General features: G+C 71.8%; 10 protein-coding genes. 4 read left to right on the forward strand and 6 right to left on the reverse strand.

Going from position 1 to position 16,354, the window contains the following annotated elements; translation table 11 throughout:
- Positions 1-202: 202 nt before the first annotated feature.
- The 4 genes from ACFVX9_RS00780 to ACFVX9_RS00795 all read right to left on the reverse strand — a co-directional run bounded on the left by ACFVX9_RS00780 (position 203) and on the right by ACFVX9_RS00795 (position 5,057).
- Entirely contained in the window at positions 203-1,135 is a 933-nt protein-coding gene (locus ACFVX9_RS00780; protein ID WP_387979688.1) for a CAP domain-containing protein, read from the reverse strand.
- Between the two features lie 146 nt (positions 1,136-1,281).
- The gene (locus tag ACFVX9_RS00785; protein WP_387979690.1) at positions 1,282-2,406 is read right to left on the reverse strand and encodes an RCC1 domain-containing protein; all 1,125 of its coding nucleotides are present in this window, start codon (positions 2,404-2,406) and stop codon (positions 1,282-1,284) included.
- A gap of 334 nt (positions 2,407-2,740) precedes the next feature.
- Complete coding sequence (locus tag ACFVX9_RS00790) at positions 2,741-3,859, reverse strand: basic secretory protein-like protein (RefSeq protein ID WP_380478748.1); 1,119 nt, start codon at positions 3,857-3,859, stop codon at positions 2,741-2,743.
- 223 nt (positions 3,860-4,082) lie between these two features.
- Positions 4,083-5,057, reverse strand: a complete 975-nt coding sequence (locus ACFVX9_RS00795; RefSeq protein WP_380478750.1) for a hypothetical protein — start codon at positions 5,055-5,057, stop codon at positions 4,083-4,085.
- A gap of 910 nt (positions 5,058-5,967) precedes the next feature.
- Here ACFVX9_RS00795 and ACFVX9_RS00800 point away from each other — a divergent pair.
- The 3 genes from ACFVX9_RS00800 to ACFVX9_RS00810 all read left to right on the forward strand — a co-directional run bounded on the left by ACFVX9_RS00800 (position 5,968) and on the right by ACFVX9_RS00810 (position 7,965).
- Positions 5,968-6,492, forward strand: a complete 525-nt coding sequence (locus ACFVX9_RS00800; RefSeq protein WP_387979693.1) for a MepB family protein — start codon at positions 5,968-5,970, stop codon at positions 6,490-6,492.
- 154 nt (positions 6,493-6,646) lie between these two features.
- Positions 6,647-7,468 (forward strand): lipase family protein, encoded by an 822-nt coding sequence (locus ACFVX9_RS00805; protein ID WP_380334436.1) that lies wholly within the window; start codon positions 6,647-6,649, stop codon positions 7,466-7,468.
- A 215-nt stretch (positions 7,469-7,683) separates the two neighbouring features.
- Complete coding sequence (locus ACFVX9_RS00810) at positions 7,684-7,965, forward strand: hypothetical protein (RefSeq protein ID WP_380369153.1); 282 nt, start codon at positions 7,684-7,686, stop codon at positions 7,963-7,965.
- A 391-nt stretch (positions 7,966-8,356) separates the two neighbouring features.
- Here ACFVX9_RS00810 and ACFVX9_RS00815 read toward each other — a convergent pair whose 3' ends face one another.
- Positions 8,357-9,361, reverse strand: a complete 1,005-nt coding sequence (locus ACFVX9_RS00815) for a flagellin (RefSeq protein ID WP_380369155.1) — start codon at positions 9,359-9,361, stop codon at positions 8,357-8,359.
- Between the two features lie 50 nt (positions 9,362-9,411).
- On the reverse strand, positions 9,412-10,038 hold the full coding sequence (locus ACFVX9_RS00820) for a YidB family protein (protein WP_387979696.1): 627 nt from the start codon (positions 10,036-10,038) through the stop codon (positions 9,412-9,414).
- 914 nt (positions 10,039-10,952) lie between these two features.
- On the opposite strand from ACFVX9_RS00820, the gene ACFVX9_RS00825 reads away from it, so the two are divergent.
- A complete protein-coding gene (locus ACFVX9_RS00825) occupies positions 10,953-16,139 on the forward strand; it encodes an RICIN domain-containing protein (RefSeq protein ID WP_387979698.1) in 5,187 nt (1,728 codons plus the stop codon).
- Positions 16,140-16,354 lie beyond the last annotated feature (215 nt).

Genomic DNA, 16,354 nt, shown 5'->3' on the forward strand with positions numbered 1-16,354 from the left:
TTGACACTCTTGGGTTTTTGGGGGGGGGAATCCCCTCCACTTCTGCCCCCCCGCCCCCGCCCCCGCCCTCCAGGGGCTGGCCGGCGCCGGCATGTGGTGTCACGGCTGCCCGCCGAACCCCAACGGTCGCCGGAGTGTGCTCGCCCGCCCCGGCCGGGCACCACCGTCGGCCGCTGCCCCGGCGGGGCGGTCGCGGCGGGGGTCAGCGGGTGCTGAAGTCCGCGTTCCAGGAGGCGTTGCCGGTGCGGGCCAGGCCGACCTCGTTGTAGTCGCCGAGCATGATCCCCAGGTGGCCGGGCGACTTGATCCAGCCGTCGACGGCGGCGTCGATGTCGGTGGGGCCGTAGAAGGCGATCTCGCCGAATCCCCTCCCGGTGTAGCCGAGGCCCCGCGCGATGCTGCCCGAGTCGCAGAAGTGGCCGGAGACGCGACGCTGGTCCATCTGGTCGGCGTTGCACTTGGCGGCCTGGGAGAGCGTCTGGTTGAGGCGCACCGCCGGCTTGCCGTTCTGGGCGCGCACGGTGTTGAGCCGGTCCAGGAAGCGCTGCTCGACGGAGGTGCCCGGGCCCGGGCCCGGGCCGGTGCCCGACCCGATCAGGTCGAACCGCTGGGACATGCTGCCGTCGCAGTTCTCGACGGTGACCTCCCGGTCGAGGCCGTGGTAGGTCAGACAGCGGTTGTCGCGGGCGTTGTGGAGGTAGGTGCCGCCGCCGGCGGCGGGCTCCAGGGTCCACTGCTGGTTGTCGCCCGCCCACCAGTGGATGAACTGGGTGGACCGGCCGTCGTTGGTGTCCATCTCCAGCACCCGCTCGGTGCCGTTGACGTTGCGGGCGAAGTCGACCCGGTCGCCGGGCTTGTTGGAGATCCAGAACGAGGTGGAGGCGTTCTGGTAGTTGCGGGCGACGATCCGGGAGCCCTCGCCGTCGGAGCTGGCCAGCGAGTTGTGGTTCTGGTGGTCCTGGATCGTGATCATCTGCTCGACCACGGCGGCGTTCGCCGGCGCGGCGAGCAGCGTGATGCTGCTCGCGGATATCGCGGAGACGGCGAGCGCCAGGCCTGCCAGCCGGGTGCGGCGGCGGGTGCCGGTGCTCGGACGGAGGCGGAGGGTGGGAGTGGGGGTGGACGGATGGGACACGGGAATCTCCTGTTGTCGATGGACCGCGTGCGGATGAGACTGCGGAACGCGGTCAGGACACCAGGACTGGATTGACGATTGATCAGCAGCGTGTTGACGAACTGCCGTTCGCGGCCTCGGCGGGGAGCCGAGGCCGCGCGCAGGGTTCAGTTGGCCAGGCTGAAGTCGCCGCCGAGGGATGCGGCGATCTTGTCGACGCCGGTCAGCGCGGTGAGCGAGGTGACGGGGGTGCGGCTGTCGGTGGTGGTGCCGTTGCCGAGTTGGCCGGAGCCGTTGTTGCCCCAGGAGCGGACGGTGTTGTCGCCGAGCAGGGCGATGCTGTGTTCGCGGCCGCCGGCGATCAGCTGGACGCCGGTGAGGCCGGGGACCGGGACGGGGATGATCCGGTAGTCGGTGGTGCCGTCGCCGATCTGGCCGGAGGTGTTCTGGCCCCAGGCCTTGAGCTTGTTGTCGCTGTCGGTGACGGCAAGGCTGTGGTGGGCTCCGGCCGCGATCCCGGAGACCCCGCCGAGCCAGCTGCCCTGGGTGTCGACCGGGGTGAAGCGGTTGATGGTGGTGTTGTCGCCGAGCTGGCCGGTGGCGTTGTAGCCCCACGCCTTCACCGCGTTGCCACTGGTGGGCTTGCTGGAGCTGCTCGGCGGGCCGACCAGGGCCAGGTTGTGGGCGGCGCCGGCGGCGATCCGGGTCACACCGGTCAGGTTGTTCACCGGGGACGGCACGTTGCGGCTCGCCGAAGTGCCGTCGCCGAGCTGACCGTTGATGTTGTAGCCCCAGGCCCACACGGTGCCGTCCTCGCGCAGCGCCAGGCTGTGGTTGAGTCCGGCGGCGATCGCGATCACCTTGTCGAGTCCCTCGACCCGGACCGGGACGCTGCTGTCGACGTTGGTGCCGTTGCCGAGCTGGCCGTGGTTGTTGCGCCCCCAGGCGACCACGGTCCGGTCGGCGAGCAGTGCCAGGCTGTGCACTCCGCCCGCGGCGACGTCGGTGGCATCGGAGAGGTTGACGACCTGGCCGGGCGCGTTGTGGCTGAACACCGAGCCGTCGCCGAGCTGCCCCGACCCGTTGGCGCCCCACGTCTGCACCGTGCGGTCGGTCAGCAGGGCCAGCCCGAAACCTGTGGCGGCGCCGCTCCCCCCGGCGGCGATCTTCACCACCTCGGCGCTCGTCAGCCCCAGCACGGTGGTGGCCGTCGTACGGAAGTCCGTCCAGGTGCCGTCGCCGAGCTGACCTGCGCGGTTGTTGCCCCAGGACTTGAGCCGCTTCTCCTGCACTTCATCTCCTCATCGGGTGTGCTGCCATGCGGGAATTCGGCCGCGCCGGGCGCGGCCGCGGAGGCTGCCAAGAGGACCGGCGGCGTTGCCGCCCGACAGGCCGCTCCTGCCCGGCCCTCGCCGCAAGCTCTCGAACGCATCATCGGCGACGACCGATCAGAACTCGGGGCACCGATCTCGGCCTTCACTCGAACAGGTGATCTTCCGGCGTTTCCCGGCGCGCCGGGCCGTCTCGCACTGCGCACACGTGCCCCTTGGCGGTGCTCTTGACGACGACCCGACGGCCCGGCACCTGGTGGGTGCCGGGCCGTCGGGTGGGGTGTGGGGGCGCGGGTTACTTGGGCATCTCGTTCCAGAGCTGCTGGGCGCTCTTGCCGGTGAGCTGGACCCAGATCTGGTCGTTGTAGTTCGTGGTGTTCAGCAGGTGTGCCAGGTCGGGCTTGTTGTAGGCCTTCGAGACGTAGTCGATGAACCGGGCGGTGGCCTGGTAGCCGCTGTCGTAGTTGGAGTCCGGGCCGAAGTGCTGGGCGCCGGTGCCCGGCTGGAAGTTGTAGTCGCGCACCCAGTCCGCCAGGCCCTCGCCCAGCCACCACTTGCCGGAGAACGGGCTGTCCCAGACCGCGACGTGCACGGCCTCGTGCACCAGGAAGCCGGTGTCACCCTGGTTGCCGCGGGTGTAGCCGATGTTGACGTGGACCTCCTTGACGCCGTTGCTGGGGTTCACCGTGGTGAACGCGGGGTTGTCGGTCAGCTTCGGGTCGAAGATGATCTTGAAGTAGCTGGGGGCGGCGAAGGCTCCCTTGGTGATCAGGTTGGAGATCGTCGGGTAGTAGTCCGCGACGGTCCTCTTCTGCTGCTCCAGCCACGGCCCGAGGTCCGGGGCCTGCGAGTAGTCGAGGTCGATGCTCGGGCGGCCGGCGGTCGGCGGGGTGGTGGCGCCGTTGCGGTCGAGGTTCCAGGACTGCGCCAGGTCCCCCGCGTTGCAGGCGGCCACCTTGGCGTTCAGGTCCGCGCCACGGGCGAGGCAGAGGTTGCTGTCCGAGACGCTGTGCAGCAGCCAGGCCCGGCCGTTGCCCGCCGAGGCGCTCTCCAGCCACCACTTCTGGTTGTCCGTGCCGACGTAGTTCCAGGCACCGACGGTGTTCTTGACCCGGTCCCGGTCGACGGCGTTGTTGGTGCCGGGCACCTTGACCGACCAGGTGCCGTTGCCCTCGTCCCTGACCGTCCAGACCTGCTGGGCGGAGGACTCGTTCCAGTCGCGGACCACCACGTTGGAGGCGTTGTTGCGGCTGTCCCACTGCAGGGCGCCGCCCGCGTAACTGGAGATGCGGTAGTCGGCGCCGCTGGACGGGAGCGACTCGGCCGCGCTGGCGGTCCCGGCGCCGAAGGCCATCCCGGACACGACGGTCGCGGCGGACAGGACGACGGCGGCGGCCGTACGACGGGTGAACATCTCGGGGCTCTCCTCTCGGGCGGTTCCCCCCTGGAACCGGCCTGCGCTCATGCCACCGGGCCGCGGTAGACGCGGCGTCAACGCTCCCGTCAACGGGTGCGTTGACAGGCCGTCGACTCGGTGGTGTTCACCCGAGGGTCCAGGCCTCCTGCCAGATGGCTCCTCACTCGCGGACGCCCGCGCCCTCGACCGCCCGCCACCGGTGTCGCCCGCACCCGCCGCTCTATGCGAGCTCCCGGTCCGCCCCCGCGGCACGGAAGGCGGGATAGCCCGGTAGCGGAGCCGCATCCCACTCCCGGGCGGCCTTGCGCAGCAGTTGTCGCACGGTCTGCGCGAATGCCGGGAACTCCTCCAGCGTGCTCGCCACCTGCCAGCGGTGCCTGAGGACCTGGCGCCTGGTCGCCACGGGTCGACGCGTCTTGTGCATCGGTCCGTCCTCCACCGTGCGCGGCAGCAGGCGCACGGTCGCGTTCACCGTCCAGACCGTGACGGCCTGCCGCATCCCGGCCTGCCACACCGCATCCTCGGCCAACGCCGGGTACACCGCGACGACCTCCGCCCGGTAAGCCTCCTCGACCTTCCGTGAGATCCCCGCCCGCAAGGCGAAGACGCACCAGCAGGTGGAGAACGGCATCCGGCAGTACGCGGCCGTCAGAAACACCGACTGGTAGCACGCGGCCTCGAAGTCGAGCAGCCGCAGCCCCTGCGGCGTGAGCAGGTTGTTGTCAGGGCAGGTGTCGCCCGGGGTGAACGCCGGGTACTCCTCCCCGCCCGCCGTTCCGATGCGAGCGAGTTCCTCACACAGCCCGGCGGGAACCGCAACACCGGCCGCGTCGAGCACCGCGGGCAAGGCAGCCACACCCCGCGCGATCCACGGCTCGTCATCCCAGGCGGTCATCCCCGCGCCGTACCGGTCCCACAACTGCCTGAACTCGACTCGCCGATGCACCGACTTCGCAGCCAGCCGCCCGAGCTCGCGCGCCCAGGTCACCAGGCCTTCCCCGGCGGCCTTCGAGTCGCTTCCCAGCAGCACATCCGCCAGCGTCGGCGAATCACCGAGGTCCGCCATGACCAGCAGCGGCACCTTCGGGTCCACCCCCAGCACCTCGGGACCGGCAAGGCCGAACGAGAGCCCGGCCGCCTCCGCAGCGAAGCAGCGCCGAGCCTCCGGCTCGTCGGTGTAGGCCTTGACGATCACACTCTCCCCGGAACCGGTCCGGCAGCGCAGCACCCTGCTGCGCCGGCTTCCGCCCAAGTCGACGGGCTCGGACAGCTCCGTGTCCAACAGCTCTGCAGCGGCACGCAATATCCAATCCACCCGGGCATCCTGCCACCACGGCCGCGACCGTCGCGCACCGGTGAACGGTCCGTCCGATGCCCGCCAGGATCGCTCCGGCGCCGGCGGGGCGGTGGCATGCCGCGTACTGACTGTCGGATCCGTGCCAGGCCCGGCCAACGCGAGCCCCCGAGGGGCAATGCGACTCGCCGAAAGTCGGATGCTTTTCGTCCTCGGACTCTGGCACGCTCGGTGCGGCGCAGCCGAGTTGAGCAGTCGCCCCATACTGATGTTCCGTACGAGGAGGCATAGTTGACGCTGAGGAAGAAAGGGTCGCGCCTGATCACCATCGACGGGGTGGTGTACCGGTGGCGGGTACACGGTGGTGTCCGCTGCTGCATCGCGTGCACATGGGGCCGGTCCGATTTCGCGGTCCAGCGGGTCGACCGGACGGGCCCGGTGCTTCTGGCAGCCACGTCAGCGTTCCCCGTCGTGCCGTCCATCGTCGAGGCGGGAGTTCGCGCCGCGCTCGGTCAAGGATGGCAATCTACCGGGGCAGGGCCCGCTTTCCGCCTGCGGGAGCTGGTTTAGAGCGGAGGCGAAGCCCCGGTCTGCGGCATCGGATCGGCCACCGGCAGGTCGACACGACTCCGCGTAGCGCGACGCGCTCGACCACCCGACCGGGAGCGGCCCGTGCCGTGCGTCCCGGGAGCGGCTGCCGACCGGATGGCGACGGCGCCTGCTCCACCCGCCTGTCCGTGATCGGGTCCGACGGCAGGAGGCCCTGGCAGAGCACCTCAAGGGGTGGCAGTCTCGATGGCAGAATGACGGGATGGTGACGAATCAGCCGTGGGCAGGGCTTCACGGTGACCTGCTGGCGGCGAAGGCATTGGTGTACGACCCGAGCGGTTTGGCCTGTTCGCCCCCGGTGGCCGAACCGGAGAGCGCCGAATACGCGGCCTGCCGGTTCACCATCGACGGCCGCTCGGTCCGGTTCCGCGCGGCCAAGACCACCCCGACGAAGGTGGGCCAGTTCGTCACCGTGTGGTTGCGCTCCGAGGAGGGACCGATCCGGCCCTTCGACGCCGACGACGGGGTGGACCTCTTCGTCATCAGCTGCCGCGACGACAACGGCTTCGGGCAGTTCGTCCTCCCACGCGAGGTGCTGTGCGAGCGCGACATCGTCTCCCGCAACGGCTCCGGCGGGAAACGGGGGTTCCGCGTCTACCCGCCCTGGGTGACCACGACCAACCGGCAAGCGCGCAGCACGCAGGCCTGGCAGGTGAACCACTTCTTCCACATCGGCCAGAACGGGCCCGCCGACCTGACGCACGCCCGCACCCTCTACCACCCGTAGCCGCCCGCCGCCCGGTGCGCCTGCGCGTCTGTCGGGGTGACATCCGGGCGCGGCCCGCCCGGGGCGGCTGGCCGCGCTCTGGTACGACGGGTCTGATGTCCGCGCCGGCGGTGCGTTCCCCCCGTCCGCCGGCCGTCCCGGAGGAGAGATCGCCGTGCCCGTGCCCACCACCTTCGACCACCAGGCGAAGAACTACAGCGTCCCGCACGCCTACTGGCTGGCGAAGGCCTCCGAACTCGCCTACCAGGACGAGGCCGCCATCGAACAGCAGGCCCGCGACTGGGGCTTCGACCGGGTGCGTCACCACCAGACCCGGTTCACTCCGCCCTTCCCGCTGGAGGACACCCAGGCCTACACCATGGCCAGCGACCACATGATCGTCACGGCGTTCCGCGGCACCCAGCCGACCGAGATCCGCGACTGGCTCTCCGACTCCTCCACGCCGCCCTGGCCCGGCCCCGCCCGCACCGGCTACGTCCACTACGGCTTCGCCGAAGCGCTGGAGTCGGTCTTCCCTGACGTCCGGGACGCCCACGCCCAGCTGCGCACCAACGGCCAGACCGTGTGGTTCACCGGCCACAGCCTCGGCGGAGCCCTGGCCATGCTGGCCGGCGCCCGGTTGTACCTGGAGGACCCACGTCTCCAGGCCGACGGCATCGTCACGTTCGGGCAGCCCCGCACCTGTGACCGGCTGCTCGCCGCCGCCTGCAACGAGGGCTTCAAGGGGCGCCTGTACCGGTTCGTCAACAACAACGACATCGTGCCCCAGCTGCCGCCGGAGCCGGCCTACACCCACGTCGAGGCGCTGAAGTACATCGACTCCTCGGGCCGGCTCCACGACTCCATGGGCCTGGTCGCCGGGCTCGCCGACCGCGCCAAGGGCCTGACCGCCGACGCGTTCGCTCCGGCCACGGCCGGTGTGCGCGACCACGCGATGAAGCGTTACCTCGCGGCCCTGGAACAGAACCTCGCCTGACGGAGTCAGGCCCTGCGGGCGGGGCGGGCGCCGGTGGGTCCACGGCCGGCAGTCCGCGCCCGGCCGGCGGGCCCGGGCCGAGAGCCGAGTGAACCGATGGTACGAACAGCCTCCCCCCGGTAGCGATGCACACACGACCGTGTGTGGATGGTGACGGGCCGCCACACCACGGCCGTCCGATCCACCCTCACCACGCACCTCGAAGGATTCCACCCATGCGTACCGCGCACCGCATCCTGGCCGTCTCCGTCCTCAGCCTCCCGCTCGTCATCGGCGCGGCGACCACCGCCTCCGCCGCCGCGCCCGACAACATCCCCACCCTCAACTTCGACAGCGGCGCGTTCGCCGTCGGCCCGAACGGCAGCGCCCTCCAGGTCACCGACGCCCAGTTCGGCCCCTGCGGCTCCTCCTTCCTCACCGGCGCCGTCGCGGTCGGCCCGGGCGGCGTCGCGGGCAACGCCACCGAGACCGGCATCGGCATCGGCGGGCAGGGCTGACCCCACCCGCACCCGCACCACGGCTGCCCCGGGAGCACCTCGCCCCGGGGCAGCCGCCCATCCGAACCGGGACAGACCGTCCACCGCCTGGTGCGTGGTCACCGAGCGGCCCGGGCCGGGCAGGCAGGCTGGTGCCAGGTCGTCCGGACCACCTGGCCGCCGGGCAGCCTGTGCTCGCTGTTCCAGGTCCGGCAGCACCCGGCGGCAGGTCGACGCGGCCCGGACGGCACCGCGGACCCGACGGCCTGGCGGACGGGCACGGGCGCGAAGGCCGGCTTGCCGGGGCGGCCCCGGCGGCGCCTGGTGGAGGAAGTCGTCATGCCCGCCGTTCTGCCACCCCCGGCCCCCGTCCAACCCCGCCTCACCCGAACGGATGAGCAGCCCGGCCTGTCTACAGGTCCCGCACGAGGATCATGATCATCTGGGGCTGCTGGTTGACCTTGGCGAGGACGTTCTGACCGGCGTTCACGAGGATGTTGGCCTGGATGTACTGGGCGGTGGCCGCCGCGTAGTCGGTGTCCGTGATGCGGGAGCGCGCGGCGCCCAGGTCGGTCACCGTGGCGTTGAGGGTGTTGATGTCGGACTGGAACCGGTCCGGTGAGGAGCCGAGGTCCCCGCGCAGGGAGTTGAGCGTGTCGAGGGCGCCGGCGGCCGCGGCGAGAGGGTTGAGGTACACCTTGCCGTTGTTGAGCACGTCCACGGGCTCCGAGCGGTCCGGGTAGCCGGTGTACACGCCGTCCTTCAGCAGGGCGTAGTGGAGTGTGCCGTCGCTGTCGCCGATGTACGAGACCAGGGTTCCTGCTTCGGGTCGCGGCCACGGGACGTCCGCGGGGAGCGGTGTGCCTTCGGGCACGGTGGTCACGACCGTCCTGGTGACATCGAGGCCGGTCAGGCCCAGAGTCGAGGTGCTCATCCTCTGCATGTCGACGAGGACGACGTTGCCGTCCATCGGACCGATCTGAAAACTGTAGGACCGGTCCTTGCCCAGCACGTGGTTTCCGTTGAACTGGGTCTGCTGCCCGATCGTGTCGATCCCGCCGAGGCACTGCTGGATTTCCTGCTGGACGGCCTGGCGGTTGGCCTGGCTGTACGTGCCGTTGAGGGCCTCGGTCGCCAGCAGGCTGATGCGGTCGATGAGCTTCTCCACCTCGGCCAGCGCGCCTTCGGTGACCTGGGTGAGGGAGATGCCGTCGTTGGCGTTTCGGGCCGCCTGCCCGGAGTTGACGATGGTCAGGGTCATGTTCGAGGCGACGGCCATACCTGCGGCGTCGTCCGCGGCGGAGTTGATCCTGTACCCGGAGGACAGTTTCTTCGCGAGGTCGGTCTGGTTCGTGCCGTTGACCGCCAGGTAGCTGGCGGCGTAGAGCGACGCGGTGTTGGTGGCGGGGGACTCCATGTGGTCTTCCTTTGCGAGGGGGCCGGTCGGTCGGTGAGGCGGTGGGCGGGTCAGGCGGACGGGCCGGCGGCGGCGCCGGGGGCTTCCTGCGCCAGCACCATCCACAGGGCGAGCAGGTCGACCTCGCCGCCCGGGGAGATCGCGTCGACGAACTCGGGCAGGAAGGCGGCCAGGCCCTTCGCCGCCTCGCTCTCGCCCTGGCCCGTCGCCCGGGCGATCCGGATGACGGTGTCGTGCCCGAGGGCCCGGTCCAGGTCCTCGCCGGTGACCGGCTCGTTGGGGCCGTCGCCCAGCCAGGAGGCGGCCTGAGGGAGGCGGGCCGTCAACTCCTCGGTGTCGGCGGCGATCTGCCGGGCCGCGGCCAGCTGGTCCGGGGTCAGGTCCGCGATCCGGCCCACCGCCCTGAACAGCGCGATCTCCTCGGCCGGAATGGCGGCCACCAAGGGCGGGATCTCCTCGGCCAGGGCCGCCGCCGCCTCGGCCTCGCTCACCCCGGCGCGCTCCGCCAGGGCGGTCAGCACGCCGGACGGCAGGTGCGCGGCCACCTCCTCGCCACTGACGGACTCGTTGGCGCCCTCACCGGCCCAGGAGTCGAACTTGCCAGCGGTCTCCGGCGCCTTGGCCAGTGCCGCCAGCAGCGCGCCCAACACCGGCGCCGTGTCCGTCTTCTCGCTCATCGTGCCCCTCCGTGTTCGATCGATCTTGCGGGGGCGACGCTACTGAAGGTGGTCGGCGCGACACCAGGGGTGATTCCAGCCAGCAGATCCTGACGGATGACCGGATCGGAGCGGAGCACGCAGACGCCCGCGAATCCCGCTCCCGGCCCTGGATGAACCCTCGGCGGGCGAAACCCCCCTCGCGCCCGCCTCCTTTCGCCGTTCATTCAACGGCGAGTTCACGCGCCATCCGGCGCGGGCAACTGGCGGGGCATCGGACCTGTCGCGGGTTCACCGCCGGCACCGCAGCGAGATAAACGCCGCCAGGCCACCCGTTCATCGTTTGTCTACCACCTGCTGTCAACGTGCCCCGGTACAGCTGTGAAGTTTCAAGGAGTTTCCCAATGGCACACCCGGGCACGGCCACCTCACCGACCGAACGGCGAATACCGTGGCGACCACGATGGGCGTACACGGCGGTCGTGCCGCTGTTCGCCCTCCTGGCAGGGCTCATCGGCGCGTTCCCGATACCCGCGCACGCGGTGGGCCCCGTCGCTCCGCCGCAGGCCGTACCGGCGACCGTTCAGGAACACTCGGCCGCGACCTACAACAATCAGTACGGCACCAGATGGCGGGGGGAGATCTTCGATCTCGCTCAACGTGTTGACATTCTCGCGCTGCAGGAAATCCGGGACGCGGAGCCGGACGATCCGGACATCGTGCCCGAAGCATCGATCAACACGAACGGTTTCGAGGTCCAGAGGTACCGATGGGAGGTGTTTCCCGCCTGGACAGGCGGCACTCGCACCATCTACCGGGTCAGGACAGCCAACCGTGAAGAGCGCTCGCTGGCCCTCGTGGTGCCCCGGAGCATCGACAACGCTGCGGCGCCCGTGGTGAGAGTCATCCCACCTCAGCCGGGAAACAACGGCCAGGTGGCTATCGATGCCAAGCCCATCCTGGGCGTCAAGCTCGCGGACGGCACGTGGTACTACTCCATGCACGCCACCAACAGGGCGGGCATCAATGAGCAGAACAACGTGCCGGCCGCCATCCAGGCGGTCACGGCGACGGGCGACGCGAACTGGGCCCTGATGGGCGACTTCAACCGCGAGCCCGGGTCGCTGTCGATGGCGCAGGTGTACGGCGATGGTCGTCGGCTCGTCAGCTCCGGCATGATGACCTACCCCATGAAGCTCCCGACCTCCGAACTCGACTACATGATCGCCCGGGGGCTGCCGGCCGACCACCAGTACACGGCACGTCGCCTCAGCTACGTGGAGGAATCGGACCACTATCCGGTGATGTTCAGCAAGGACCCGCTGCGTCGCAAGGACGAGACCTGTCGGCCGATCCCCCCGATCCGGCCCCGCACGGCGGCCGCGTCCATGATCTCTCTCGCGGCGGCCGGCGTCCCGGCTGACGTCCCGGTCGGCGTCCCGGCCGACAGCGCGCCGCCGACGGCCTCCGCTTCCGCCGCCACAGCCCGGGAGCCGCAGCACGGGAAGGTCTCCGTCCTGACCTCCGGAGCCGCCGGCCTGGTCGCCGACGTGCCGGACGCCGCGCCCGCTCCGGGCAGCCCGGTACGGGCCGCCGCCCCCGACTGCTCCGCCGGGCAGAGCTGGGCGACCTGGCAGAAGTCGGACGACACCTGGGTGATCGAGACCGGCCGGACCAACGGCACCACCCCGGCCGGACAGGGCAGCGTGCTCAGCGTCCCCGCGTACGGTGACCGGCTGGCCGTGCGGCCGATCGAGAACGACGCGACGAGCGGCAAGCCCGACGGCAGCCCCGGCCAGCGCTGGCGCTTCGTCGCCGACGGCGCGGGCGGCTACCGCATCACCACGGCCACCGACGGCCGTTGCCTCACCCTGGACGGCACCGCGCTGACGGTGGCGCCGTGCGACGGCTCGGACCGGCAGGGCTGGCACCTGTCCGTGCCGTGCTCCGGCGTCGGCCACACCGTCCCCGGCTTCCCCGACCTGCCGTGGCCGACCGTCGCGGACCGCCCCGAGGTGACCTGGCCGTCGCTGCCCGGGCACCCGGCGATCCCGTGGCCGTCCGTCCCGGGCTTCCCGGGCGTCCCGATGCCCGGCCACCCCGACCTGCCTGAGCTGCGCTGGCCCGGCTTCCCCGCTCTGCCCACCACGGCGTGGCCCGCCATCTCCGGCCACCCCGAGGCGACCTGGCCGGCCGTCCCCGGCTCCCCGAGCATCCCGTGGCCCGCCATGCCGGGCCACCCCGGCGTCCCGTGGCCGGTGCTGCCGCTGCCCGGCAACGGCAACGACGACGGCAAGGCCCTGATCCCCGGGCTGCCGAGCGCCGCCGACCCGGCGATCCCGGGGCACCCGGACCTGGCCTGGCCCACCGTGCCGAGCTTCCCGCAGGTGAAGTGGCCCTCGGTGCCCGGCTCGCCGAACGTGCCGTGGCCGGGCCACCCCGACCTGCCGGACGCGCCGGGGACGGGCGGGCCCTCGCTTCCGGACGTCACCTGGCCGACGCTCCCGGGCAGCCCGCTCTGGCGCTGGCCGTCCGTCCCCGGGTTCCCCACCGTCCCGTGGCCCTCGCTGCCGGGGCTGCCGGACGTCCCGTGGCCCGCGACCACCGGCTTCCCGAACGACCCCGCCGCCTGGTCGAACCCGCCCAAGTCGCCGGAGGAGCCTCCCAAGTGCAAGCGGAAGGACCCGCCGGACGGCAACACCCCGGGCGGTGACAACGGTTCCACCGGCGGCCGTCCGCCGGTGCCCGCGCCTCCGGGAATCTCACTGCCCTGGTTCCCCGCGCTGCCCATGTTCCCGCCGATCTTCGGCGGCCCGTCGACTCCCAGCGGCCCCAACGGCGGCACTGGGCCCAACAGCGGTACCGGCCCCAACGGCGGCAGTGGCAACGATGCCGGCGCCGGCGCCTACCTCCAGCCGGGCACCGGGGACGCCCTCGTACCCGACGTCCGCGGCTCCAGCACCGTGGCGGGCAACGCCGTCCAGGCCTACGAGCCGAACGGCACCGATGCGCAGAAGTGGGTGTTCTGGGACCGCGGCAACGGGAACTGGTCGATCGAGACCCGGCTCACCTACAACCGCGCCTCCGCCGCCGAGCGCATGCTGCTGGCCCACGACACCGGCCGGCACGAGAGCGTGCTCGCACCGGCCGCCGCGGACGGGCAGCCCGGCCAGCTGTGGCAGTTCAAGGACGCCGGGGGCGGCTGGACGAACGTCGTCAGCGCGGCCGGCGGCTGCCTGACCCAGCGCGGCGCGCACGAGGTACTGGCCGTCCGCGACTGCGACGGCAGCGCGCAGCAGAAGTGGAAGCTCTCCGGCACCGTGCCGACGGCCGGGGGCGGCAACGGCAACAACGGCGGCAGCACGGGCGGCGGCAGCACGGGCGGTGGCAACACGGGCAGTGGCAGCACCGGCGGCCAGCCGCCGCTGGGCGCCGGTGGTACGCAGCCCGCGCACAACCGGACGGTGGTGCTGCAGTCGGGCAACGGCGGCCTGCTCGCGGACCTCGACGGCGCCAACACCGCCGCCGGGACGCGCATCAAGGCGCAGGGCCGCAACGGCAACGACGCGCAGAAGTGGACGCTGTGGCAGAAGCCGGACAGCCAGTGGCTGATCGAGACGAAGCTCGGCGGCGGCATGGTGATGGACCACAACCCCACCACCCACCGCACGCACCTCATCGGTGCGCAGGAGGGCAACGCCAACCAGCTGTGGCGGTTCGCCGACGCCGGGGGCGGCTGGTTCACGGTCGTCAGCGCCGCCGGCAACGGCTGCCTCACGGCGGCGGCCGACGGTGCGGAGCTGGCGATCCTCGGCTGTGACGGCACCAACGCCCAGAAGTGGCGCCTGACCGAGGCCGTCGACAACCCGTCGACCGGCGGCGGCAACGGTGGTACCGGTGGCAACAGCGGTGGCAGTGGTGGTGGCGGGAACTCCGGCGACGCGGCCGCGGTGCCGGTCTACTCGGCGCTGCCGTCCAAGTGCCTGGACGTCACCGCCGGCAACACCGCGAACAACACCCCGATCGACCTCTACGACTGCAACAACACCGCCTCACAGCAGTGGACCCCGACCGCGACCAGCGGCGGGCTCGTCCTGAAGGCGTTCGGCAAGTGCCTGGACGTCGCCGCCGGCAACACCGCCGGCGGCACCCGGGTGGGCCTGTACGACTGCAACGCCAGCGCGGCGCAGAACTGGCGCCAGGGCGCGGACTCCTCCCTGGTCAACCCGAACTCGGGCAAGTGCCTCGACGTCGTGGCGGGCAACTCCGCGAACGGCACCGCACTGCAGATCTGGGACTGCAACGCCAGCGACGCGCAGCGCTGGGGCCTGGGCACCGTCCCGCCGCGCGCCCCGCAGCGGCCCGCGCAGCAGCCCGGCACCACCCCGGTGGTGAGCCCCGGCGTCGGTTCGTCGCAGGTCGCCACCCTGCGCTCGGCGAACAACACCATGGTCGCGGACCTCGACGGCGCGAACACCGCCTCCGGCACCTCGATCAAGGCGCTCGGCGCGAACGGCAACAACGCGCAGCGCTGGGCGTTCTGGCCCACCGCGAACGGGCGCTGGATCATCGAGACGCTGCTGACCGACGGCAAGGCCGCGGCCGGCCAGGGCATGGTCATGGACCACGACCCGGGCACCCACCGCGCCCACCTGATCCGGACGATGGACGGCAACGCCAACCAGCACTGGGCGTTCCACGACGCCGGAGGCGGCTGGTTCTGGATCACCAGCGACGCCGACAACGGCTGCCTGACCGCCGACAACGCCGGTGAGCAGCTGGGCATCTGGGCCTGCGACGGCTCGGACCGCCAGCGCTGGCGGCTCGACAACATCCAGAACGGACCCACCCCTGGCGGCGGCTCCGGCGGAGGCGGCGGCGGTGGGAACACCGGCGGCTCGTCCGGCGGCGGCGGGAACAACGGCGGCTCGACGGGCGGAGGTTCGACCGGCGGCGGGAACGCCGGCAGCGGGGGAACCCCGCAGGCGCCCGGGGGCAGCGGGGTTCGCCACGGCGTCACCACCGTCCTGCGCTCCGGCAACAGCGGCCTGGTCGCGGACCTCGACGGCGCCAACACCGCCGGCGGCACCCGGATCAAGGCGCAGGGCCGCAACGGCAGCGCCGCACAGCAGTGGATGCTGTGGCAGAAGCCCAACAACCAGTGGCTGATCGAGACGAAGTTCGCCGGGGCGATGGTGATGGACCACAACCCCAGCACCCACCGCACCCACCTCACCAGCGCCCAGGAGGGCAACGCCAACCAGCTCTGGCGCTTCCAGGAGAGCCAGAACCTGCCCGGCTGGTACCGGATCGTCTCCGCGGCCGACAACGGCTGCCTCACCGCCGTCAACGGCAACGAGGACCTCGCCGTCTGGGCCTGCACCTCCTCCACCGCCCAGTGGTGGGAGCTCGACGACTCGACGTTCACCGGAGGCGGCGGGAACACCGGCGGCGGTGGTACCGGCGGAGGCGGAGGCGGGAACCCCGGAGGCGGGAACCCCGGAGGCGGGAACCCCGGAGGCGGAGGCGGAAGGGACCCGCGCTTCCCGGACGGCATGCAGCTCCCCCCGGTCTGCAACGGGCGGCAGTCCTCCGGTTCGTGGATGTGGCACGGGGACACCCTGTGCCCGGGGCAGAGCCTGGAGTCCAGGGCGGCGGAGCAATCCACCCGGCTCGTCATGCAGCAGGACGGCAACCTCGTCGCCTACTACACGCAGGGCGACGCCATCGGCGACCACACCTGGGCCGTATGGGAGTCGAAGACCGTGGGCTGCGGGGCCAAGGCCGTCATGCAGGACGACGGGAACCTCGTCGTCACCGCCGCCGACGGGCGGGTCTGCTGGGCATCGGGAACCAATGGCCGCAACGGCGCCTGGCTGATGGTCAGCCCCTTGGGTGACATCCAGATCCTGCAGGCCGGCGACGCCACCGGCGCCGCCATCGACGGGGCCCGCGCGGTGGCCGCCGCAGGGAAGGGCGACTTCCTGGAGGCCTTCATCTACGCGCTGCAGGCGATCATCAAGGGCGTCCCGAAGGTGCAGTGGCAGACGAACACCGGACACCCGCGCCTGGTACCGCCCAAGTGCGTCGTGACAGGAGGCCGGGTCATCCCCTGCACCTGACCTTCCTCCCACGGGTGGCCCGCGTGCGCGCGGCACCCGCCGGGTGCGTCCGGACTCGCCGGCCTCTCGGAAGCCGGCCCGGGGGGGTCCCCCCCCCCCCCCCGGTGGGGGAAAAAACCCCGGGCCCCCCCCCCCCCCGCCCCCCCCCCCCTTCCCCCCCCTCCCCCCCCCTTTCCCCCCCCCCCCCACCCCCCCCCCCCCCCCCCCCCGGGGGA

It is taken from the genome of Kitasatospora sp. NPDC058243, assembly GCF_042882025.1.
Lineage (GTDB): Bacteria > Actinomycetota > Actinomycetes > Streptomycetales > Streptomycetaceae > Kitasatospora.